This is a genomic window from Seonamhaeicola aphaedonensis, from assembly GCF_003386195.1.
In the GTDB taxonomy this organism is placed as follows: domain Bacteria; phylum Bacteroidota; class Bacteroidia; order Flavobacteriales; family Flavobacteriaceae; genus Seonamhaeicola; species Seonamhaeicola aphaedonensis.
On record NZ_QRDX01000008.1, the window covers coordinates 85,622 to 104,471 of the forward strand.

An 18,850-nucleotide genomic window follows, 5' to 3' on the forward strand; every position below is an offset into this window, starting at 1 on the left:
TATACTCCAATACTTTTGGCCGTTAAACGTATTAACATGAAAAAAACGCACTCATTTCATATTCCTGTAATGGGTATTGGGTTTACTATAGACACCCCATTAAAGGTCGCACAATATGGTATTGATTCTGTAATCTCTTTGGTAGATGATATTCTATTAGAAAAATTAAGAAAAATGTATTGTGAGAAATTTGAAATACCTTACACCGAAATCTCCAGCAAGGTAAAAGATTTTAGATCGAAACGTATTACCTCATATTTAAATCTAATGAATGATTTAGTGGATAAAAAATTTGAGTCACTCAAAAATTATTCTGCTGATAAAGTTGATGATATCAAGGCTTACTTAAATATGCTTCCAAATGGAAATAAACTCAAGGAAGAGTTCAATAAACTTACCGAAAAAGGCTTACACACATCCGAAATTAAAAATTGGGTCTTCAAAAATTTTAAAAAAGGAAGTATTGATGTAAATATCATGACCAAAGTTGATAAAGAAAATTACTTCAAGAATGAAAAACTACCCTCAGAGTATAATGATGCACATGCTGCTTTAAGGGGTTTTGCAACCAGTAATTTAAACGCTGCTGTTATACTTTCAGCGGGATTAAATCCAAAGTTATTTACCTACATGGCTCAGTTCGATGACTTTTATCCTGATGAAAACGGTCAATTCAAAAAACGTATCATTTTAAAAGTTAGTGATTACAGATCAGCATTAATTCAAGGTAAATTTTTAGCTAAAAAGGGGTTGTGGGTTTCAGAGTATAGAATAGAATCTGGTCTTAATTGCGGAGGACATGCTTTTGCAACCGATGGCTTTTTACTAGGCCCTGTTTTAGCAGAGTTTAAAAAGAATAGAGAAATGCTGCGAATGACTATTCAGGATCTTTTAACCAAAGCACTAGAAACAACAAATCGTGTTGTACCTTCCAAACCATTGAAACTAGAAATTTCGGCTCAAGGTGGTGTTGGCACACACCACGAGCATGAGTTTTTAATACATGAGTACGCTTTAGATTCTGTTGGTTGGGGAAGTCCTTTTTTATTGGTTCCGGAAGCTACCACGGTTGATGATGAGACTTTAAAAAAGCTAGCTAAGGCCAAGGAAGATGATTTATATTTAAGCAACATATCACCACTAGGAGTACCTTTTAATAATCTTAAACACAACACCAAAGATATTGAAAAAGAACATTTTATAGTTAAAGGAAGACCGGGCAGTTCTTGTTCCAAAAAGTTTGTTGCTCTTAACAAAGAATTTACAGAAAAAGGTGTTTGTACCGCCTCAAGGAAGTACCAAAATTTAAAAATAAAAGAACTACAAACAAAAAATTTATCTAGTGAGCAATATCAAATTCAATTTAATAAAATAACAGAAAAGTCTTGTACTTGCGTAGGCCTAGGCACATCGGCATTATTGGCCTATGGCTTAGACACCAAAGTTGAAGGCAAAGGGGTTTCTATTTGCCCTGGCCCTAATATGGCCTATTATTCAAATGTGATGAGTTTAAAAAATATTATCGACCATATATATGGACGTGATGATATGATTTCAAGAAGAAATAGACCTCATATGTTCATAAAAGAACTAAATATCTATACTGATTATTTAAAAAATAAGTTTGAAAATATAAAGCACTCTTTCAATGACAGAGAAGTAAAATATTTGCAAATCTTTTCTGAAAATATGCAATCAGGTATAGCATACTATAAAAATCTATTTAATAGAGTAAATTATTTATTTGAAGATATAAAAGCTTCTGCTTTACAGGAATTAGAAAGAAACGAAGCTATTGTAATACAGATTCAAAAGCGTATAAATAGCTTGTCTTTAGCCCAATAACAATAGGTCTTCAATAAATTCTTGTTTTAGTTTTGTTAATGATTATAGTATTAGCTTAACAATTGTTTAATGAATTTATAAAAAGATTATTAGTTCTTAATTCATCGTCTTTTTTTTAAACAAACCTAATTCATTGAAAATTATAATTAGGATATTTGTACTTTGAAACTTGGTTAACTTCAATCAAATTAGTTTTATATTTATTTTTAGAAAAAGGGTTATAATGGATTTAGTTAAGGAAATAAACCGATTAAGAAAGGAAAAAAACGCCATTATTTTAGCACATTACTATCAAGATGGTGCTATACAGGATATTGCAGACTATGTAGGTGACAGCTTAGGTTTATCGCAGCAAGCCGCTGAAACTGATGCGGATATTATTGTTTTTGCAGGTGTTCATTTCATGGCTGAAACCGCTAAAATTCTGAGTCCCTCAAAAAAAGTTGTTTTGCCAGATTTAAATGCTGGTTGTTCTCTGGCTGATTCTTGTCCACCAGAAGCTTTCAAAAAATTTACAGAACAACACCCAGACCATATTGTAATAACTTATGTAAACTGTTCGGCAGAAATAAAGGCATTAAGTGATATTGTTTGCACCTCATCAAATGCTCTCAAAATTGTAAATTCTGTTCCTAAAGACACCCCTATCATATTTGCTCCCGATAAAAATTTAGGCCGTTATATCATTAAAGAAACAGGAAGAGATATGTTGCTTTGGGATGGTAGTTGTATAGTACATGAAGCCTTTTCAATGGATAAACTCATTGAACTACATAAAAAGCACCCTGACTATAAAATTATAGCACATCCAGAATCTGAAACACACATTTTAGATACAGCCACCTATATTGGTTCTACTTCAGGGATGATTAATTACGTAAAAGAGCATCAAGATGAAAAATTTATTGTAGCTACTGAAGCCGGTATTTTACATAAAATGCAGTTGGAAATGCCCAACACCGAATTGATTCCTGCACCAGCAGTAGAGGATAATACTTGCGCTTGTAGTGAGTGTCATTTTATGAAAATGAACACCATGCAAAAATTGTATGATTGTTTATTAAATGAATCTCCAAGTATTGACGTTCCAGAACCGTTAAGAAGCCGTGCATTGCTACCAATAGAGCGCATGCTAGAACTTTCTAAATAGCATGTTAGAAACAAACTACTTAGTAATAGGCTCTGGGATTGCAGGATTAACTTTTGCAGTAAAAATTGCCGAAAAGTTCCCTAAGCGAACGGTTGTTATTATTACCAAGGATAGCGAAGACGAATCTAATACCAAATATGCCCAAGGTGGTATGGCAGTGGTTTTGAATACAGAAGAAGATTCCTTTAAAAAACACATTGAAGATACCCTTATTGCGGGAGATGGCTTATGTAATAAGGCCGTTGTTGAAATGGTAGTTAAAGAAGGTCCTCAGCGCTTGAGAGAACTCATTGAATGGGGCGCTAATTTTGATGAAGATAGCGATGGTAATCTTGATTTAGGTAAAGAAGGAGGACACTCTGAATACAGAATTGTCCATCATAAAGATTTAACGGGAGCAGAGATGGAACGTACCTTACTTAAAAGGGTGCATCAATTACCAAATATTACCTTATTACCACATCATTTCGCAATTGATTTGGTTACCAATCATCATGTGAAAGAAAACAATAAGAAAGCCTTATCATGTTACGGGGCTTATGTTCTGAATGAAAAAAACGGAAACATTTTCACCATAAAATCTAATGCTACATTATTAGCATCAGGAGGTATTGGATGTGTTTATGGACATACCACCAACCCAGTAATAGCTACTGGAGATGGTATAGCTATGGCCTATAGAGCCAAAGCCAGAATTAAGGATATGGAATTTGTACAATTCCACCCTACGGCACTTTACCAGGAAAAAGGAGAATCGGCATTTTTAATCTCAGAAGCTGTAAGAGGTTTTGGAGCTTATTTGAGGAATGGCAAAGGCTATAGATTTATGCCAGATTATGATGACCGAGCAGAATTAGCTTCTAGAGATATTGTATCTCAAAGTATTGATGCCGAATTAAAAAAATCAGGAGACAATCACGTGTACCTAGATTGTACGCATTTAGACATAGAGGGCTTTAAAAAACATTTTCCTACTATTTACAATAAATGCTTGTCACTTCACATTAATGTAGAAACCGATTGGATTCCTGTGGTACCAGCATCGCATTATTTATGCGGTGGTATTAAAGTGAATAAAAAAGGTAAAACTACCATCAAAAATCTTTTTTCTTGTGGCGAATGTTCAAGAACCGGATTGCATGGAGCTAATAGGCTAGCGTCAAATTCATTACTAGAGGCTTTAGTTTATGCCCATAACATCTTTAAATATCTTAGTGAAAAGGATTTTAAAAGTCTGGACGTTAAAATTCCTGAATGGAATGACGAAGGTACCGTGATACCCGAAGAGCATGTTTTAATTAAACATAATCTTAAAAGCTTGCAAGCCTTAATGCGAGATTATGTAGGCATTGTTCGCAGTAACAAACGTTTAAAAAGAGCTATAAAACATTTAGACTTAATTTATAAAGAAGTTGAAGATTTGTATCGTGAGTCTAAAATAACTGCATCGCTTTGCGAACTCAGAAATATGATTAATGTATCACACCTTATTATAAGTCAGTCTTTAGAACGAAAGGAAAATAAAGGTGGGTATTTTAACAAGGATAATGTAAAAAACAAAAAGTCTTAGGCTGATTAAAAATAAAGAAGGGGTTCAATATTGAACCCCTTCTTGGTTAATAGCAAACCAACCCCGTTACTTACTAAGCATCAATAATTCATTGCAAAGTATTTCAGTAACATATCTCTTTTCACCATCTTTGGTTTCGTAGGTTCTGTTTGTAAGTTTTCCTTCAACAGCAATTTCTTTTCCTTTAGTAATATAGTTTTCAACCACATTTACCAAACCACCTTTAACAATCACGTTATGCCAATAAGCGCGTTCTACTTTATTACCATTTTTGTCTTTGTAACTATCATCTGTGGCTAGTGTGAATTTAGCCATTTTGTTACCGTCTGAGAAGTTAATAATTTCAGGATCTTGACCTAATCTTCCAATCAACTGTACTTTGTTTCTAAGTGCATTCATAATTTTAAATTTTTATTGTTAAACAGTTAATACTATCGAGTACTAAGACATCGACACTGCAAATATGTTATTGTTTTCATTTATTATTCGGTTATTACTTATTTAAAATCGTTTGTAAATGTTTGTAGTCATTTGTAAACGGATATTAGTTTTTTAGTATATTAGCGTTAGGCTTGCGGTAAATTGCATATAATGGTCTATTTATTTTTTAAAATGAATCTCTCAAAACACATCAAATGTCGACATTTAACAAAGAAACATGGAAAATCTTAAAACGTAATTATTGGAAAGAAAATGAAGTTTATCAAGTTTCTAATCATGGTAGAGTTATACGATATAAAACCAACCCCAAAGGTGAATTTTTTAAATTCTCAAAGGTTTCCTGTGGCTATGAAGCCTTCACTGCTATCAAAAAGAATAGAAAGAGTGATTTACAATATATACATCGTGTTGTTGCAGAACTGTTTATTGAAAACCCAGAAGAAAAACGATTTGTAATTCATAAAGATTATGATAAATCTAATAATCATTACACTAATCTTGATTGGGCAACACAGAAAGAATTGGTAAAGCACAACCTTAAAAACCCGTTGGTTATAGCATCAAAAGAACGAAAGAAAAACAACCCTCCTTATTCAAAATTATCAGAGGGGAAAGTAAAAATAATTAAACGAAAAATATTTGATCCTAACAGAAAAACCAGATTAAGACTCATTGCAAAACAGTTTGGTATTTCAGAAATGCAATTGTACCGGATAAAAACAGGCGAAAACTGGGGTCATGTAACAGACTTTTAATATGAATCATAAACAATGTCCCGAGTGTGGCAATAAAATTATAGGCAGAATTGACAAAAAGTTTTGTAGCGATGCCTGTAGAAACGCATACAACAATAGAGTAAACAAAGACAGTAAAAACCTTATTAGAAATACCAATAACAGGCTAAGAAAGAACTACCGGATTTTAGAGGCTCTCAACCCAAATGGTAAAACAAAATTATCTAGAGCGAAACTTATAGAGCGTGGTTTCGATTTTAATTATTTTACAAGTATATACACTACTAAAGTTGGAACCGTATACTATTTTGTTTATGACCAGGGGTACTTACCAATAGACAATGATTATTATGCATTGGTAAAGCGGGAAATTTAAAACGTAACAATTTTAATCATAAACCTTCTTAAAAATATAAATTAGCTCATGATTTTAGCTAACAATACAGTAGATGTTATTTTTCCTATTTTAATAATTTCTGGTTTTATAATTTTTGGTTTTTCTATCTATTATTTTGGAAGAAAACAAACCGTTCTTAGGAATTTATCGAAGTTTCAATTTAAAAGTATACCACAGTTTAAGTATAATGAGCTAACAAAAATTACAGGGAAAGTATTACATGTTCATGAGCCCTTTGTAGCTCCTTTCAGTAAACGAAAATGTGTGGCTTATCTGTTTAAAATTGAACAGAAAGTAAGCTCTGGAAAACATTCTCGTTGGAAGGCTTTAGTTAAACAAGAGGATATTCAAGATTTTTTCATTGAGGAAAATGGAGAGGTTGTTATGATTAAACCCGTAAAAGTTCCCAAAAACTATTTCAATTATTTAGATGAAGACAAAAGCATTTCTTCTGGCTTTTTAAATGACCCTACCCCAGAATTCAAGAAAGTCTTGGATTATTATAATATTGATAGCGAAAACTATTTTGGTTTTAATAAAACCCTACGATATTCTGAACGAATTATAGAGGTTGGTGAAATAGTTACAGTTGCAGGTATAGCTAAATGGAAATCTCTTCAAGAACCAATAGAAGGCTATAACTACTCCAAAATTGCCGCTCTTGAGAGTAATGATAACCAAAAACTTATAATTACAGATTTACCAGAGGCCAGAAAAAGTAGAAAGAATTATTAAACTACTTCCACCAATTTTGCCCTTTAAGGGTCATTGCTGCTTTAAGCACATCTTTTTGACTTATCTGACCAACCAATTTACCATTTTCTAAAATAGGAAAACGCCTCCGTTTTGCATTCAAAAACTTATTGGCAGCATCAAAAATATTCATGTTACCATCAATAGTTTCAATGTTAGTAGCCATATATTTTTCAATGGTTTTGTCTTGCATGGGCATGTTGTAGTAACGGCTTTCACTTATTTGCTTAATGCAGTCACCCTCAGAAATGATACCTACTAACTCATGTTTATCATTAACTACGGGTCCACCAGAAATTCGGTTTTTTATAAGGGTTTGCATAACGCTTTCAATGGTCTGATCTGGGGTGAACGTTATCAAATTTCTAGTCATGTAATCACTTACCTTTAAAGGAGTAACATCAGCTGTATTTGCCTGTTGCCTTCTGGCACCTTGAAAACTTTTTATTCCCATAATTCTTAATTTAATATAACTAAATGTAAATATTTTTTTTGAGTTTTCCTAAAAGATAAATTTATCTTAGTATGTCACTTGTTTTTATTTTTGGCATTATTTGTGCTCTTAACTAATTAAAAGCTGTTGCTATTACTTAAAATAATTAGTATTCTTTTAAGACTTTAAATATTAATTTTTTTTAGCTTTAGCCCGTTATAAATTTAAATAACCAAACCGAGAGATTACAGATTTACAATAAAGAAATTTAAACACATGAAAAGATTATTAGGATTGATGATTTTGGTGAGCAGTTTTACAATGAATGCTCAGAGCAATGATGCTCTAATTGAACACTACCAAGCGTATTACAAACAAATGAAACAACAAGGGGATATTCAAGGAATCATTAATGCCATGACTCATTTAAATGTTCTTTTACCTTCAGAAGCAAGAAAAGATACTTTAGCTTATATCTACATGGATCAAGGTATGAACAATCAAGCCATAAACACCATTGGTTATGAAATGAAAATAGATGATTCTAATATTGCTATCCAAGTAAAAGCACTAGCTTTAAAAGCATTGAAACAACCCAAATTAGCCATTCCTTTTTTTGAACAAATGTTTAATAGAGAACCTAATCCTTTAGTCGCCTATGAATTGGCTGAGTTAAATATACAATTGCAAAATGCTACTGAGGCCGAAAAACATATTAATTATGGATTGGCTAATTCTACAACTGAAATGAAAAAGGCTTTTTTTGAAAGTCAAACACCATATGAAGTTCCCTTAAAAGCAGCTTTTATGTACTTGAATGCTATCAATACATTTTCTGTGGATAAGAAAGCCAATATTGATGCTGCGGTTGATATTTTAGATGCTACATTAAAAGAAGCGCCCAATTTTAAGATGATTCAAATTACCAAAAACGAATTGTTAAGGCAAAAGCAAATTATGCAAGCTCAGGCGGAACAACCTCAGAACTAATTAGATGATGTACCAATAAAAAGAGAGGCGATACTTTAATAAACATCGCCTCTCTTTTTATGGTATTAGTTCGTCTTTTTATTTAAAATGTTTGTTTCCTTGAAAATCTTTGGTCTTACCTTTTTTGTCCTTCATATTCAGGGAGTAGGTAATACCTAATTCTAAAATAGGCCCATTTCTTTCGTATAAAGTCTCTTGGTAGAATATTTGTTGTTTAGAAGCATTAAACGCATTAGTATCTAAACCTTCATCATTTTGAGCAAAAATATCCAACCCCCTCAAGGCAATATCCCATACTTCTGATGGTTGATAACTAAACGCAATATTTGACACAGTAAAGGGGTCGTTTTGACCTTGTGAGGTGACAGTTCTAGATATTCTGCTAAAATCATAGGTAAACCTTAGTTTATTAGAAATGGTAAAATTAGCATTCCCTTTCAAAGACCAGTTGGTGCTATTTTGGTCTACATTAAAACCAAAAACTTCACCTTTAATTTGATAGTTATACAAAGAGCCACCAATAAAGAATTTAGACCAAGAACTAGGGATTAAGTTTATATTTAGTTCCGCTCCTAATGACGTTGAATTACCTGCATTGGTGTAAGAGCGTATGAGTACATCTTCATTAAGAATAGTATTTAATTCTGGGTTTTCGGTAGCTGTTGTTACCGTATTTACCCTAAAAACGGTATTATCTGTACCTCTATAAAATCCAGTGAGACTAAAATTGTTTTTACCAACTGAAGTTTCATAAGTAATTTCAACGTTGTTTAAATATTCAGATTCTAGCTCGGGGTCACCAACCACATAAACCTCAAAGTGCCGACGGTATAAAAACGGTGCTAATTTGGTAACTGAGGCACGATTTATTCTTCGGCTCCCTGCCAGAGTTAAATTATCGGTATCGCTCATTTTGTAATTAAAATGAGCAGAGGGGAATAAATCTAGTTGCTTTTGGGTATAATTTTTTTCTAAATCGGTGCCAAAAATAGGGACATAATCTGTAGTTCCGTTTTCCAAAGTTTGGTCGCCATATTCTGCTCTTAAGCCTAAAATGTAGCTTAGTTTTCCTCTAGTTGCTGAATAATCTGCATAGGCAGCATAAACCGTTCTTGTTAAATCAATGGCGTTGTCCAAGTTTTTTGTAACCAACGTGTTTTTAAACTTAAAAGCGCCTTCAATATTGGTGTACTGAATTTGAGCACCTGTTCCAAAAGTGCTAGATTCATCAATTTGTTTTTCATAATCGAGATTTAAACGCAATCCTTTTAAAGGTGTATTATCTGACAATGAATAATCATCGGCTTGAAAGGCATTTACATAATTGTTCTCAATATCATTATCTACTTCTGCTCTGGTGTTGTAGAAATAATTTTTATTGTTTAGAGCTCTACTTAATTTTGACGTTTCATAAGCTAAAGCAGTTTTAAAGGAAGCATTATTGGCTAAATCTACTGTGTAATCTAAGTTGAACGTGTTATACTCGCCATATCGGTCATCAACATTAGGATTATACATAAACTGTTCTGAAGCTAAGTCTTTATTAGATTGGTCTGCATCTGCATAAAAGGTGTTATAAATATAATAGGCAGCCCTACCTTCGTTTCGGTTTCCATAGAAATATGAAAGTGATAATTTCTTAGAGTCTGTTAAATCAATGTCAACACCTGCATTGGCGGTATAGTTTTCATACCATTCTGGGCGTTGCCCATTTTTGGCGTTCATGTGAAAAAAATCACCTTGTGATTCATTAACAAAAACCCGTGCTTCTCCTGAGCGTTTTCCATTTACGTTCTTCATATTATAATTGAGACCCCCATAAAGTGTGATATTTTTTTTTCCATAAGTTATATTGAAACCACCTCCGTAACGGTCATCTTTTAAATCATGCCCGCTATACACATCGGTTAAATTTGCCCAAGGCGAACCACCAAGGAGTCCGTTAATAGAAACCGATAAACCTTGATTAACATTTTTTTTGGTAGTTATGTTAATGATACCGCCTTTTCCTTGCGCATCATATCGTGCTGTAGGAACGGTAATGACATCAATTTTACTAATATTGTTTGATTGAATTTGACCTAATAAAACGGATGGTGTTACGTTAGTTGGTTTTCCATTTAAATACACCATAAAATCGCTAGTGCCTCTAACCGACACATTGCCACTGGGGTCTACTGTAATTGAAGGTAGTTTGTTTAAAACATCGGCTGCATTTCCACCTTTAGCAGCTTCAAAGTCACTCACATTGTATACTTTTCTATCAATTTTGTTGGTAGAAGTTTTGGTTTGAGCTTTAACAGTAACCGCATCTAAAGATTCTATTTGTGGTTCTAAAAAAACCAATCCCAGATTTAGATTAGGGTCACTTTTAGAAATAGTTATATTTTCAATGGTTTTAGTTTGGTAGCCTATAAACGAAACCTCAACGGTGTAGTTTCCAAAACCGATATTTTCTATTGCAAACTGCCCATTGTCAGATGAAATAGTTCCATTAACAGTTTTATTACTATTGGCTTTCAAAACCACAATGGAAGCAAAAGGAATAACCTCATTTGAATTTTTCTCAGCTATAGTGCCTTGAATACTTCCATTTTGGGCAAAAGTTAAAAACGTAAATAATAAAAAAAATGAAAAAACTAAAAGTTTCGTTTTCATAGTGTTTTGACTTGTTATTAAACTTGAATTTGAGCGCAAAAATAGTTTAATTGTTTTTTATTAGATGCGTAAAAGTTTTATATCAAGTAATAAATAATTTTTATATTCAACCCTTGATAAAATACCAGTGTTTATAATTCATTTGTTGCATAAAGTATTTTTGTAAATTGTAAAACGAAAAAACTAGGTTTAATAAAGTATGGTTACTCTAAAACAGTTGGCAAAAGAGTTGAATGTTTCTATTTCAACAGTCTCTAAAGCACTTAATAATAGTGAAGAGATAGGTGAGGAAACTGTGAGACGGGTTAAAGAACTTGCAGAACTTTATAACTATAAACCTAATAAAGTAGCTTTAAGTTTAAAACAGAACAAAACCAAAACCATTGGTGTTATTATTCCCAATATTTTAAATCATTTTTTAGCTAAAGTACTCTTTGGCATAGAAAGAGAAGCCACTAAATTGGGATATAATATTATTACTTGTATTTCAAATGAGTCTTTAGAAAAGGAAAAAGAAAGTCTTCAAATTTTAGCAAATGGTAGTGTAGATGGATTTATTTTAGCCGTAGCACAAGAAACCCAAATGAAAAACGAGATAGATCATTTTAAAAAAGCCATAACACAAGGTTTACCTATTGTAATGTTTGATAGAGTAGCGCATGATGTTATGTGTGATAAAGTTATAGTTGATGATTTTGATGCTACGTACAATGCAACCAAAGGATTGCTTGCTGAAAACAGAAAACAAATAGCCTTTGTTAGTAGCATAGAAGATTTAAGTGTAGGCAAGTTAAGAGAGCGGGGGTACATAAAAGCTATTTTAGAAACCCAAAAACAAGACCCTGTTCTCCTAAAGATTAAAAGTAAGGATGACCATCAAAAGAAAATAAAGTCGTTTTTAAGGAAGAATAAAAATGTTGATGGCATTATTTCTGCTGATAGTTCCTCAGGGATTATTGCGATAAATGCAGCGGTAAATTTAGGTAAGAAGGTACCTAGAGATATATCTGTTATTGGTTTTTCTAGTAAGTCTGATGCAATTCATGCTTTTCCAAAATTAACTACTATTAGGCAACATGCTAAAGCCATTGGTGCAGAGGCAGCTCAAATGCTCATTCATAGATTACAAAATATGCATTTGAATGAAGATGTTAAGACCAAAATTGTGAAAACCAGTTTGGTTAATAATAAATCTACAAAAGCCAAATAGTTTGAATTTTAATGTATTTACCGTTTGTCGATTCATTTCATCGTTAAAAAATGCATTTCATCGATTATTTTATTTTATCTTTGTCTCTTAAACCTAATTTAGTCACATCTTAACGAGTAATTAATTTCCCCTCACGCTCATTAAGAAAGTTAATCCATTTATAGATCAATTTATTGATCGATTCCCTCAAAATTTATAGAATAAATCTGTACACTTTTTTGTGTTCGATTTAAAGTTAATTATTCCATTTTTCCCTCAACGAAGATTTTGATTTTCAAGGTCTTAGTTAAAGAATTTATTTTAAAATTTAAATAGAAAAATAGTTTAACCTTAAATCGAATTAATATGAAAGCCCTAAAACTTACCTTAATTGCAGCTGTATTGCTAGTAGCATTTTCTTCTTGTACAGAACAGGATTTAAATGAAGATGATGTACTTATTGATAATGAAGCATCTGCTTTTTTTGCAGGTGGAGATATTAATCAAAGATAGTTTTTAACAACTAATTATAAATTATGGCCTTTATCAATCGATAAAGGCTTTTTTTATTTAATTAAAAAAATATAAATAAATTTGAGAGATTAATATATGCCAAATTGAAGTTTAATTTTTTACTCTTATTAGCTTTTAGTTTTACTGTTTGTTTTTCTCAAAATCAAGATAAAGTAAAGCTAGATAGCATTTATTTTTATATGTCAAGTTCAAAAGATATTAGTAAAGACTTAAACACAAAACTAGAGCACTTATTAAAAGCAAAAGAACTTTCCTATGATATAGACAGGAAAGATTTGGTTCTCAGAATCAATATGAGTCTGTCAACCTTATATTTTTCTTTAAAGAACAGCACACAATACACTAAGATTAACCATGAGAGTCTTAGGTTGTCTAGCAAGATAAATGATTCATTGTCAATGGCATTAGCTAGTAAGAATTTAGGTTATTATTTCTATGATAAATCCATTGATAGTGCCTATTTCTATAATAATAAGTCAGTAAATCTTTTCAAATCTTTAAATGACAAATTTAATACAGCTGTTGTTCTTCTGGATATTGCACTTCTTCAAAAAGATGATAAAGATTTTACTGGAAGTGAATTGACATCAATAAACGCCCTGTCCTTGTTAAATGAGTTAGAAGAGACTAACGATGTTAGGAAGTATAAATCCTTTTTTTACAACAATTTAGCTCTGGTATTTAAAATGCTAGAACAATATGATGAGTCCATTGAATACAACCTGAAAGCCTTATCAATACAAGAGAAACTAGAGGGGGATAATAAGATGACAATAGATAATCAAAAGAACAATTTAGGTAATGCCTATAAGGAATCTGGGCAGTACGGTAAGGCTATTGATTATTATAATGAAATATTAAAGGACAAAAAACTGCCTGTTCAAAGACCAGGGTTTTATGCTTTGGTTCTTGATAACTATGCTCATACATTATTTAAAACTAAACAACTTGACCAAATACCCAATCTTTATTTTAGGGCTTTGAATATTTGCGATAGTATAAATGATAGCTATAAGTCAATAGTTATTCATCAACACATTGCAGAATATTATTTTGAAAACAACAATTTAGACTCGGCTAAATTTCATGCTTATAAGGCAAAGCATTTATCAGAACAATATTATAACGACGATTTATTGAAATCATTATTGTTATTATCGAAAATAGAAAAGGGAGATATAGCGGCAGAACATCTTAATGCTTATATAAAGCTAAGTGATAGTCTTCAGAAGTCAGAGAGGAGAATTAGGAATAAGTTTGCCCGAATTCGATTTGAAACAGATGTACTAGAACAGGAAAACATTCAAATTGCTAAAGAGCGTATGTGGCTTTTTATAATCTCAGTGGTTGTTATTATGGCGTCTTTTTTACTCTATTTAGTAGTCACCCAAAGAAACAAGAATAAAGAATTACAATTCATTCAAAAACAACAGGAAACTAATGAGGAAATTTACAACCTCATGTTATCTCAAAACGAAAGTATTGAAGAAGCTAGAACCATAGAGAAAAAAAGAATATCGGAAGAACTACATGATGGTGTTTTAGGACGACTATTTGGAACCAGATTAAGTTTGGATAGTTTAAACTTTAATAATACCCCCGAAGCCATAAAAACTAGAAGTCAATATATTGAAGAATTAAAAAAGATAGAACAGGATATTAGAAAGGTGTCCCATGAGTTAAACACTGATTTTGTTTCTGGTAGTGGATTTATTGATATTATAAAAACCTTGGTAGAAACTCAGTCTTTAGCATACAAGTTAGATTATCAACTTAAGTATGATGATGATATCCATTGGGATAATATAAATAATAAAACTAAAATTCATATTTATAGAATAATTCAAGAAACGCTTCATAATATTTATAAGCATGCACAAGCAACCAAAGTAGATATTAGTTTTAAATTAAAAAAAGGTGTAATTTGCTTGACAATAACAGATAATGGTTCTGGATTTGATGTAAATAAGGCAAAATCAGGTATTGGCTTAAAGAACATGAACTCCAGAATTAATGAAATTAGTGGAGTGTTAAATATTACATCAGAAATAGATAAAGGAACAACAGTTGTTATTGAAGTCCCAACGGCCTAACGAACTAAAACCATGACTCAAAAGATTAAAATCTTAATGATTGATGACCACCCTATGATTATTGAGGGTTATCAAAACACGTTACAATTTACTAAAAAAGAAAACCAAGAACTCTTTATTGATATTGCTAATAATTGTGATGAGGCGGTTACTTATATGGATAAGTCTATTGAGCATGAAAGACCTTATGACATGCTTTTTGTAGACATTAGCCTACCACCATCATCTGATGGTTCTATGAACTCTGGAGAGGATTTAGCAGAATATGCAAGAAAAATTCTTCCCGATGCAAAAATTGTTATTCTCACCATGTTTAATGAGTCATTTAGAATACACAACATCATTAAAAATATTAATCCAGATGGCTTTTTAATAAAAAGTGATTTAACCTCTAGTGAGTTGGCGAGCGCTTTTCAGGCAGTACTCAATAATCCGCCCTTTTATAGTGGTACAGTTAACAGCCATATCAGAAAAGCCATTTCAAGTGATATTGTAATAGATGAAAAAAACCGAAAGATTTTATACTTATTATCACAGGGAATTAAAACTAAAAACCTAGCCACGCATTTAGATATTTCTTTAAGCGCTGTAGAGAAGCGAAAGAAACAACTAAAGGAGATATTTTTTATAGAAGATGGACAAGATGAGACATTGTTGAGCGAAGCTAGAAAACAAGGTTTTGTATAATTATTACTAAATGTCGATTGGAAAGATATAGAAGAAATTTATTGAGAAAAAATTAAAATTGTTTATATCTGGAACTCAACATTATGACTAAAAACTACCATTAAACCGTAAAGCAGTTACGGTTTTTCCGTAGCTAAAATACTGGGCTATTATTTATCTTTGACTGTCAACACTACAAAAAAAATTAATTAATCCCTCATTTTTTTTTGTTGATAATAGCAATTTACAGGCCCTGTGGAGGTGAGAGACCCACAGGGTCACTTCTTTACAAGCTAAATATACTATTGCTATAATCCCAAACAATACCAATAAAAATCACAAAATAAATAACGGCTACAATAAATTTTATAAAAGCTGAAGTTAAAAACCCTATAAAAGATCCAAATGCAGCCGTAACAGCCGTTTTGGAGTTACTTTTATTAAGTAGTTCACCAAGATAAGCTCCCACAAAAGGCCCAATGATAACTCCAAAGGGAATAGGGGCAATGAGTCCTACAACTAATCCTATTGAGGTTCCAATCATGCCATATTTTGTGCCACCAAAGCGCTTAGTACCAATAGCAGGAATAACATAATCAAGTAGCCAAATAAGTACTGCAATAATGAGTGTGATAATTAGAAATGATTTATCCATAGGAACCGATGTGGTTAAATGAAGTATCAAAAGTCCAAACCAACTGGTTAGTGGTCCTGGAAGTACAGGTAAAAAGCTACCAATGATTCCTAAAATCATAAAAAGCGTAGCAATAATGACTAAAATAATGTCCATATATTAGATAGAATACGCTCAGTAAGACGTAATTTGATAGAATTTGTTACATTTTTAACTAAAAGATTAGTTCAAACTAAAAAATTAGTTATATTTGTAAAACTAAATCTTTAGTTGAATAGAAAGTACATATTAAAATGAAGCAACTCACCAAAGCAGAAGAAGATATCATGCAAATACTTTGGCAATTAAAAAAAGCCAATGTAAAAACTATTATAGAACAGATTCCTGAGCCCAAACCAGCTTACAACACGGTGTCTACCATTGTCAGGATTTTAGAAGGCAAAGGTTTTGTGGGTTATGAAAAGCAGGGAAAAGGACATGTTTATTTTCCTGTTGTAGAAAAACAAGATTACAGCAACCAAACTATCAATAAATTGGTAGATAATTATTTTCAAGGGTCGTTTAAAAGTATGGTGTCATTCTTTGTAAAGAAAAATGATATGAGCATAAAAGACTTAGAATCGGTTTTAAATGAGATTAATAAAAAAGACTCGTAATCATGTTTCAATATATTCTACAGACCGTTGCATTTCAGTTATTATTTTTAATTATTTATGATCTCTTTTTAAGGAAAGAAACCTTCTTTAATTGGAATAGATTGTATTTACTGGGAACTCCAATACTTTCGTTTTTAATTCCTTTGATTAAGATTGAACAATTTAAAGATGTAGTTTCTGCAGAATATATTATAAGGCTTCCGGAGGTTTTTATAGGAAACCCAATAAGTAATGACAATGTTTCTGTTCAATTAGATGCTGCGGTTATTAACCAAAATGTTTTCAATATTTGGGAACTTATTTTTTTTACTGGAGTCTCAATAGCTGTTGTTTTATTTGGTTTTAAGCTATATAAAATGCTTAAGGTTTTAGCAAAAAACCCAAAACAAAAAATAGAAAACTTTAGTATTGTTAATTTGCTAAATAGTACTGCTGCTTTTTCGTTTTTTAAGTATATATTTTTGGGTGAGCTGCTAAGCGCAGAAGATAAAAATTCCATTTTAAAACATGAAATGGTACATGCTAAACAATATCATTCAGCAGATTTACTATTATTTGAAGTTTTAAGAATTCTATGTTGGTTTAACCCATTAATCTATAAGTACCAAAACAGAATTGTTGAGTTACATGAGTTTATAGCTGATGCCCAAGCGGTTAAACTTCAAGATAAAAAAGCCTATTATGAAAACCTATTGTCACAGGTTTTCGACACCAAAAAAATATCATTCATCAATCCATTTTTTAAACAATCATTAATCAAAAAACGAATCGTTATGTTACAAAAATCAAAATCAAAACAAATTAATTTATTAAAGTATGCTTTGTTAATTCCATTGATATTAGTAATGCTGGTTTATACTTCTTGTAAAAAAGTAGAGAATGAATTTTCTGAGCAAGATTCAATGGGATCTCTAATTTCGCAACTTCATTTACAATTAGAGAAAAAAGGAGAATTGTCTAATGAAGAAAGAGAGGCCTTAATGCCTTTATATAATAGTTTGATTAGAAAAGGTTTGAATATCGGGAATTTTGAAGAATTTATGAAAATGACCAGTACGTCACCGAAATGGGAAACCCATTTTTTAAGTGAAAACAAACCCAATCAAATAGGTTTTAATCAAAAAGGAGAGAAGGAATACCCTTTTTCAATTATCGAGCAACCTCCTGTTTTTCCAGAATGTGAACAACTAGATATTATATATCAAAAACGGTGTATGGCAAAAAAGATAAGTGAGTTTATTCATAAAAACTTTAATACTGATTTGGTTAAGGGTACAGATTTAGAAGGTAGACAACGAATAAGTGTTATTTTTAAAATTGACAAAGAAGGTAAGGTCACAGGTGTTAGATCAAGAGCTATTAGTCCATTATTAGAAGCTGAGGCAAATAGGGTAGTTAATTTACTTCCAAAAATGATTCCAGGAAAAATGAATGGAGAGAATGTTGTGGTAAGATATTCGTTGCCAATTATTTTTGAGGTAGCTGATGATAAACCAGCAGATAAAGATTAAATTATTTTTAGTAAGCATATTTAAACACCGAAGCATTGCTTCGGTTTTTTATTTTATCAAATGCTTAAAACGCAGAAAAAGTCGTACTTTTCGGGTACAGTTTTAATCCATGAAGTATTGTCTTTCTTTTTTGCTTGTTTCGTTGTTCACATCATGCAAATATTTTGATGTTGAAAAAACAACTTCTGAGGCTATTTTAAAGGAAGAGTTGAAAACCTTTAATTGGAATGATGTTGATACCTATCCGTCATTTTCTATATGTGATTCTTTAATTTCTAAATCAGAAAAAAAAGAGTGTTTTCAGAATAATTTGTCTTCTCATATTTTAAAGTTTTTGCAAGATGAAGTTATTGTTGTTACCCAAGATATTCATGATACAATTAATCTTCAGTTTAAGGTCTCTGAAAAAGGTGATTTAACATTGCTAGAAGCAAAAGTTGATAGCCTCACAGTGAAAGAAATCCCTAACATTTATGAATTGATTAACAACAGTTTAAATACGTTGCCCACAATTTATGCGGCTATCAAGCATGATCAATACGTAAAAACCGAGTTTGAACTTCCTATGGTTATAAAAGTTGAATGATGAACAGTGT

The 18,850-nt window shown here is 31.7% G+C and carries 18 protein-coding genes; 14 read left to right on the forward strand and 4 right to left on the reverse strand.

Going from position 1 to position 18,850, the window contains the following annotated elements; genetic code table 11:
- Nucleotides 1–36: 36 nt before the first annotated feature.
- The 3 genes from DFQ02_RS13175 (at nucleotide 37) to nadB (ending at nucleotide 4,565) form a co-directional block, all read left to right on the forward strand.
- Nucleotides 37–1,845 (forward strand): hypothetical protein, encoded by a 1,809-nt coding sequence (locus DFQ02_RS13175; RefSeq protein ID WP_116524915.1) that lies wholly within the window; start codon nucleotides 37–39, stop codon nucleotides 1,843–1,845.
- 223 nt (nucleotides 1,846–2,068) lie between these two features.
- Entirely contained in the window at nucleotides 2,069–2,995 is a 927-nt protein-coding gene (gene nadA / locus DFQ02_RS13180; RefSeq protein ID WP_116524916.1) for a quinolinate synthase NadA, read from the forward strand.
- Nucleotide 2,996: 1 nt separating this feature from the next.
- On the forward strand, nucleotides 2,997–4,565 hold the full coding sequence (gene nadB / locus DFQ02_RS13185; protein ID WP_116524917.1) for an L-aspartate oxidase: 1,569 nt from the start codon (nucleotides 2,997–2,999) through the stop codon (nucleotides 4,563–4,565).
- Between the two features lie 66 nt (nucleotides 4,566–4,631).
- Here the strand turns inward: nadB and DFQ02_RS13190 are convergent, their stop codons facing one another.
- Nucleotides 4,632–4,964 (reverse strand): single-stranded DNA-binding protein, encoded by a 333-nt coding sequence (locus DFQ02_RS13190; RefSeq protein ID WP_116524918.1) that lies wholly within the window; start codon nucleotides 4,962–4,964, stop codon nucleotides 4,632–4,634.
- Between the two features lie 236 nt (nucleotides 4,965–5,200).
- On the opposite strand from DFQ02_RS13190, the gene DFQ02_RS13195 reads away from it, so the two are divergent.
- Genes DFQ02_RS13195 through DFQ02_RS13205 form a run of 3 tightly spaced genes read left to right on the forward strand, consistent with a single transcriptional unit; the run spans nucleotide 5,201 to nucleotide 6,872 of the window.
- Nucleotides 5,201–5,761 (forward strand): HNH endonuclease, encoded by a 561-nt coding sequence (locus DFQ02_RS13195; RefSeq protein WP_116524919.1) that lies wholly within the window; start codon nucleotides 5,201–5,203, stop codon nucleotides 5,759–5,761.
- Nucleotide 5,762: 1 nt separating this feature from the next.
- Entirely contained in the window at nucleotides 5,763–6,116 is a 354-nt protein-coding gene (locus tag DFQ02_RS13200; protein WP_116524920.1) for a DUF2116 family Zn-ribbon domain-containing protein, read from the forward strand.
- Nucleotides 6,117–6,164: 48 nt separating this feature from the next.
- Nucleotides 6,165–6,872 (forward strand): hypothetical protein, encoded by a 708-nt coding sequence (locus DFQ02_RS13205; RefSeq protein ID WP_116524921.1) that lies wholly within the window; start codon nucleotides 6,165–6,167, stop codon nucleotides 6,870–6,872.
- 1 nt (nucleotide 6,873) lies between these two features.
- Here the strand turns inward: DFQ02_RS13205 and DFQ02_RS13210 are convergent, their stop codons facing one another.
- Nucleotides 6,874–7,344 carry a CBS domain-containing protein gene (locus tag DFQ02_RS13210; protein WP_116524922.1) on the reverse strand — a complete coding sequence of 157 codons (471 nt, stop codon included), beginning with the start codon at nucleotides 7,342–7,344 and terminating at the stop codon, nucleotides 6,874–6,876.
- A 255-nt stretch (nucleotides 7,345–7,599) separates the two neighbouring features.
- Between DFQ02_RS13210 and DFQ02_RS13215 the strand changes: the two genes are divergently transcribed.
- The gene (locus DFQ02_RS13215; RefSeq protein WP_116524923.1) at nucleotides 7,600–8,313 is read left to right on the forward strand and encodes a tetratricopeptide repeat protein; all 714 of its coding nucleotides are present in this window, start codon (nucleotides 7,600–7,602) and stop codon (nucleotides 8,311–8,313) included.
- Between the two features lie 78 nt (nucleotides 8,314–8,391).
- On the opposite strand, the gene DFQ02_RS13220 is transcribed toward DFQ02_RS13215, so the two are convergent.
- Nucleotides 8,392–10,971, reverse strand: coding sequence for a TonB-dependent receptor domain-containing protein (locus tag DFQ02_RS13220; protein ID WP_116524924.1), 2,580 nt, complete (start codon nucleotides 10,969–10,971; stop codon nucleotides 8,392–8,394).
- Nucleotides 10,972–11,170: 199 nt separating this feature from the next.
- Between DFQ02_RS13220 and DFQ02_RS13225 the strand changes: the two genes are divergently transcribed.
- From DFQ02_RS13225 to DFQ02_RS13235, 4 genes are all read left to right on the forward strand, one after another.
- The gene (locus tag DFQ02_RS13225) at nucleotides 11,171–12,181 is read left to right on the forward strand and encodes a LacI family DNA-binding transcriptional regulator (RefSeq protein ID WP_116524925.1); all 1,011 of its coding nucleotides are present in this window, start codon (nucleotides 11,171–11,173) and stop codon (nucleotides 12,179–12,181) included.
- Between the two features lie 345 nt (nucleotides 12,182–12,526).
- Nucleotides 12,527–12,673: a hypothetical protein gene (locus tag DFQ02_RS15240; protein WP_181896424.1), complete on the forward strand. Its 147-nt coding sequence runs from the start codon at nucleotides 12,527–12,529 to the stop codon at nucleotides 12,671–12,673.
- Between the two features lie 200 nt (nucleotides 12,674–12,873).
- Complete coding sequence (locus DFQ02_RS13230) at nucleotides 12,874–14,787, forward strand: tetratricopeptide repeat-containing sensor histidine kinase (RefSeq protein WP_147297786.1); 1,914 nt, start codon at nucleotides 12,874–12,876, stop codon at nucleotides 14,785–14,787.
- A 12-nt stretch (nucleotides 14,788–14,799) separates the two neighbouring features.
- Complete coding sequence (locus DFQ02_RS13235; RefSeq protein WP_116524927.1) at nucleotides 14,800–15,474, forward strand: response regulator; 675 nt, start codon at nucleotides 14,800–14,802, stop codon at nucleotides 15,472–15,474.
- A gap of 265 nt (nucleotides 15,475–15,739) precedes the next feature.
- On the opposite strand, the gene DFQ02_RS13240 is transcribed toward DFQ02_RS13235, so the two are convergent.
- On the reverse strand, nucleotides 15,740–16,243 hold the full coding sequence (locus DFQ02_RS13240; RefSeq protein ID WP_116524928.1) for a DUF456 domain-containing protein: 504 nt from the start codon (nucleotides 16,241–16,243) through the stop codon (nucleotides 15,740–15,742).
- Nucleotides 16,244–16,380: 137 nt separating this feature from the next.
- On the opposite strand from DFQ02_RS13240, the gene DFQ02_RS13245 reads away from it, so the two are divergent.
- From DFQ02_RS13245 to DFQ02_RS13255, 3 genes are all read left to right on the forward strand, one after another.
- Nucleotides 16,381–16,743: a BlaI/MecI/CopY family transcriptional regulator gene (locus tag DFQ02_RS13245; RefSeq protein ID WP_116524929.1), complete on the forward strand. Its 363-nt coding sequence runs from the start codon at nucleotides 16,381–16,383 to the stop codon at nucleotides 16,741–16,743.
- 2 nt (nucleotides 16,744–16,745) lie between these two features.
- Entirely contained in the window at nucleotides 16,746–18,254 is a 1,509-nt protein-coding gene (locus DFQ02_RS13250; RefSeq protein WP_116524930.1) for a M56 family metallopeptidase, read from the forward strand.
- Between the two features lie 109 nt (nucleotides 18,255–18,363).
- Nucleotides 18,364–18,840 (forward strand): hypothetical protein, encoded by a 477-nt coding sequence (locus DFQ02_RS13255; RefSeq protein WP_116524931.1) that lies wholly within the window; start codon nucleotides 18,364–18,366, stop codon nucleotides 18,838–18,840.
- Nucleotides 18,841–18,850 lie beyond the last annotated feature (10 nt).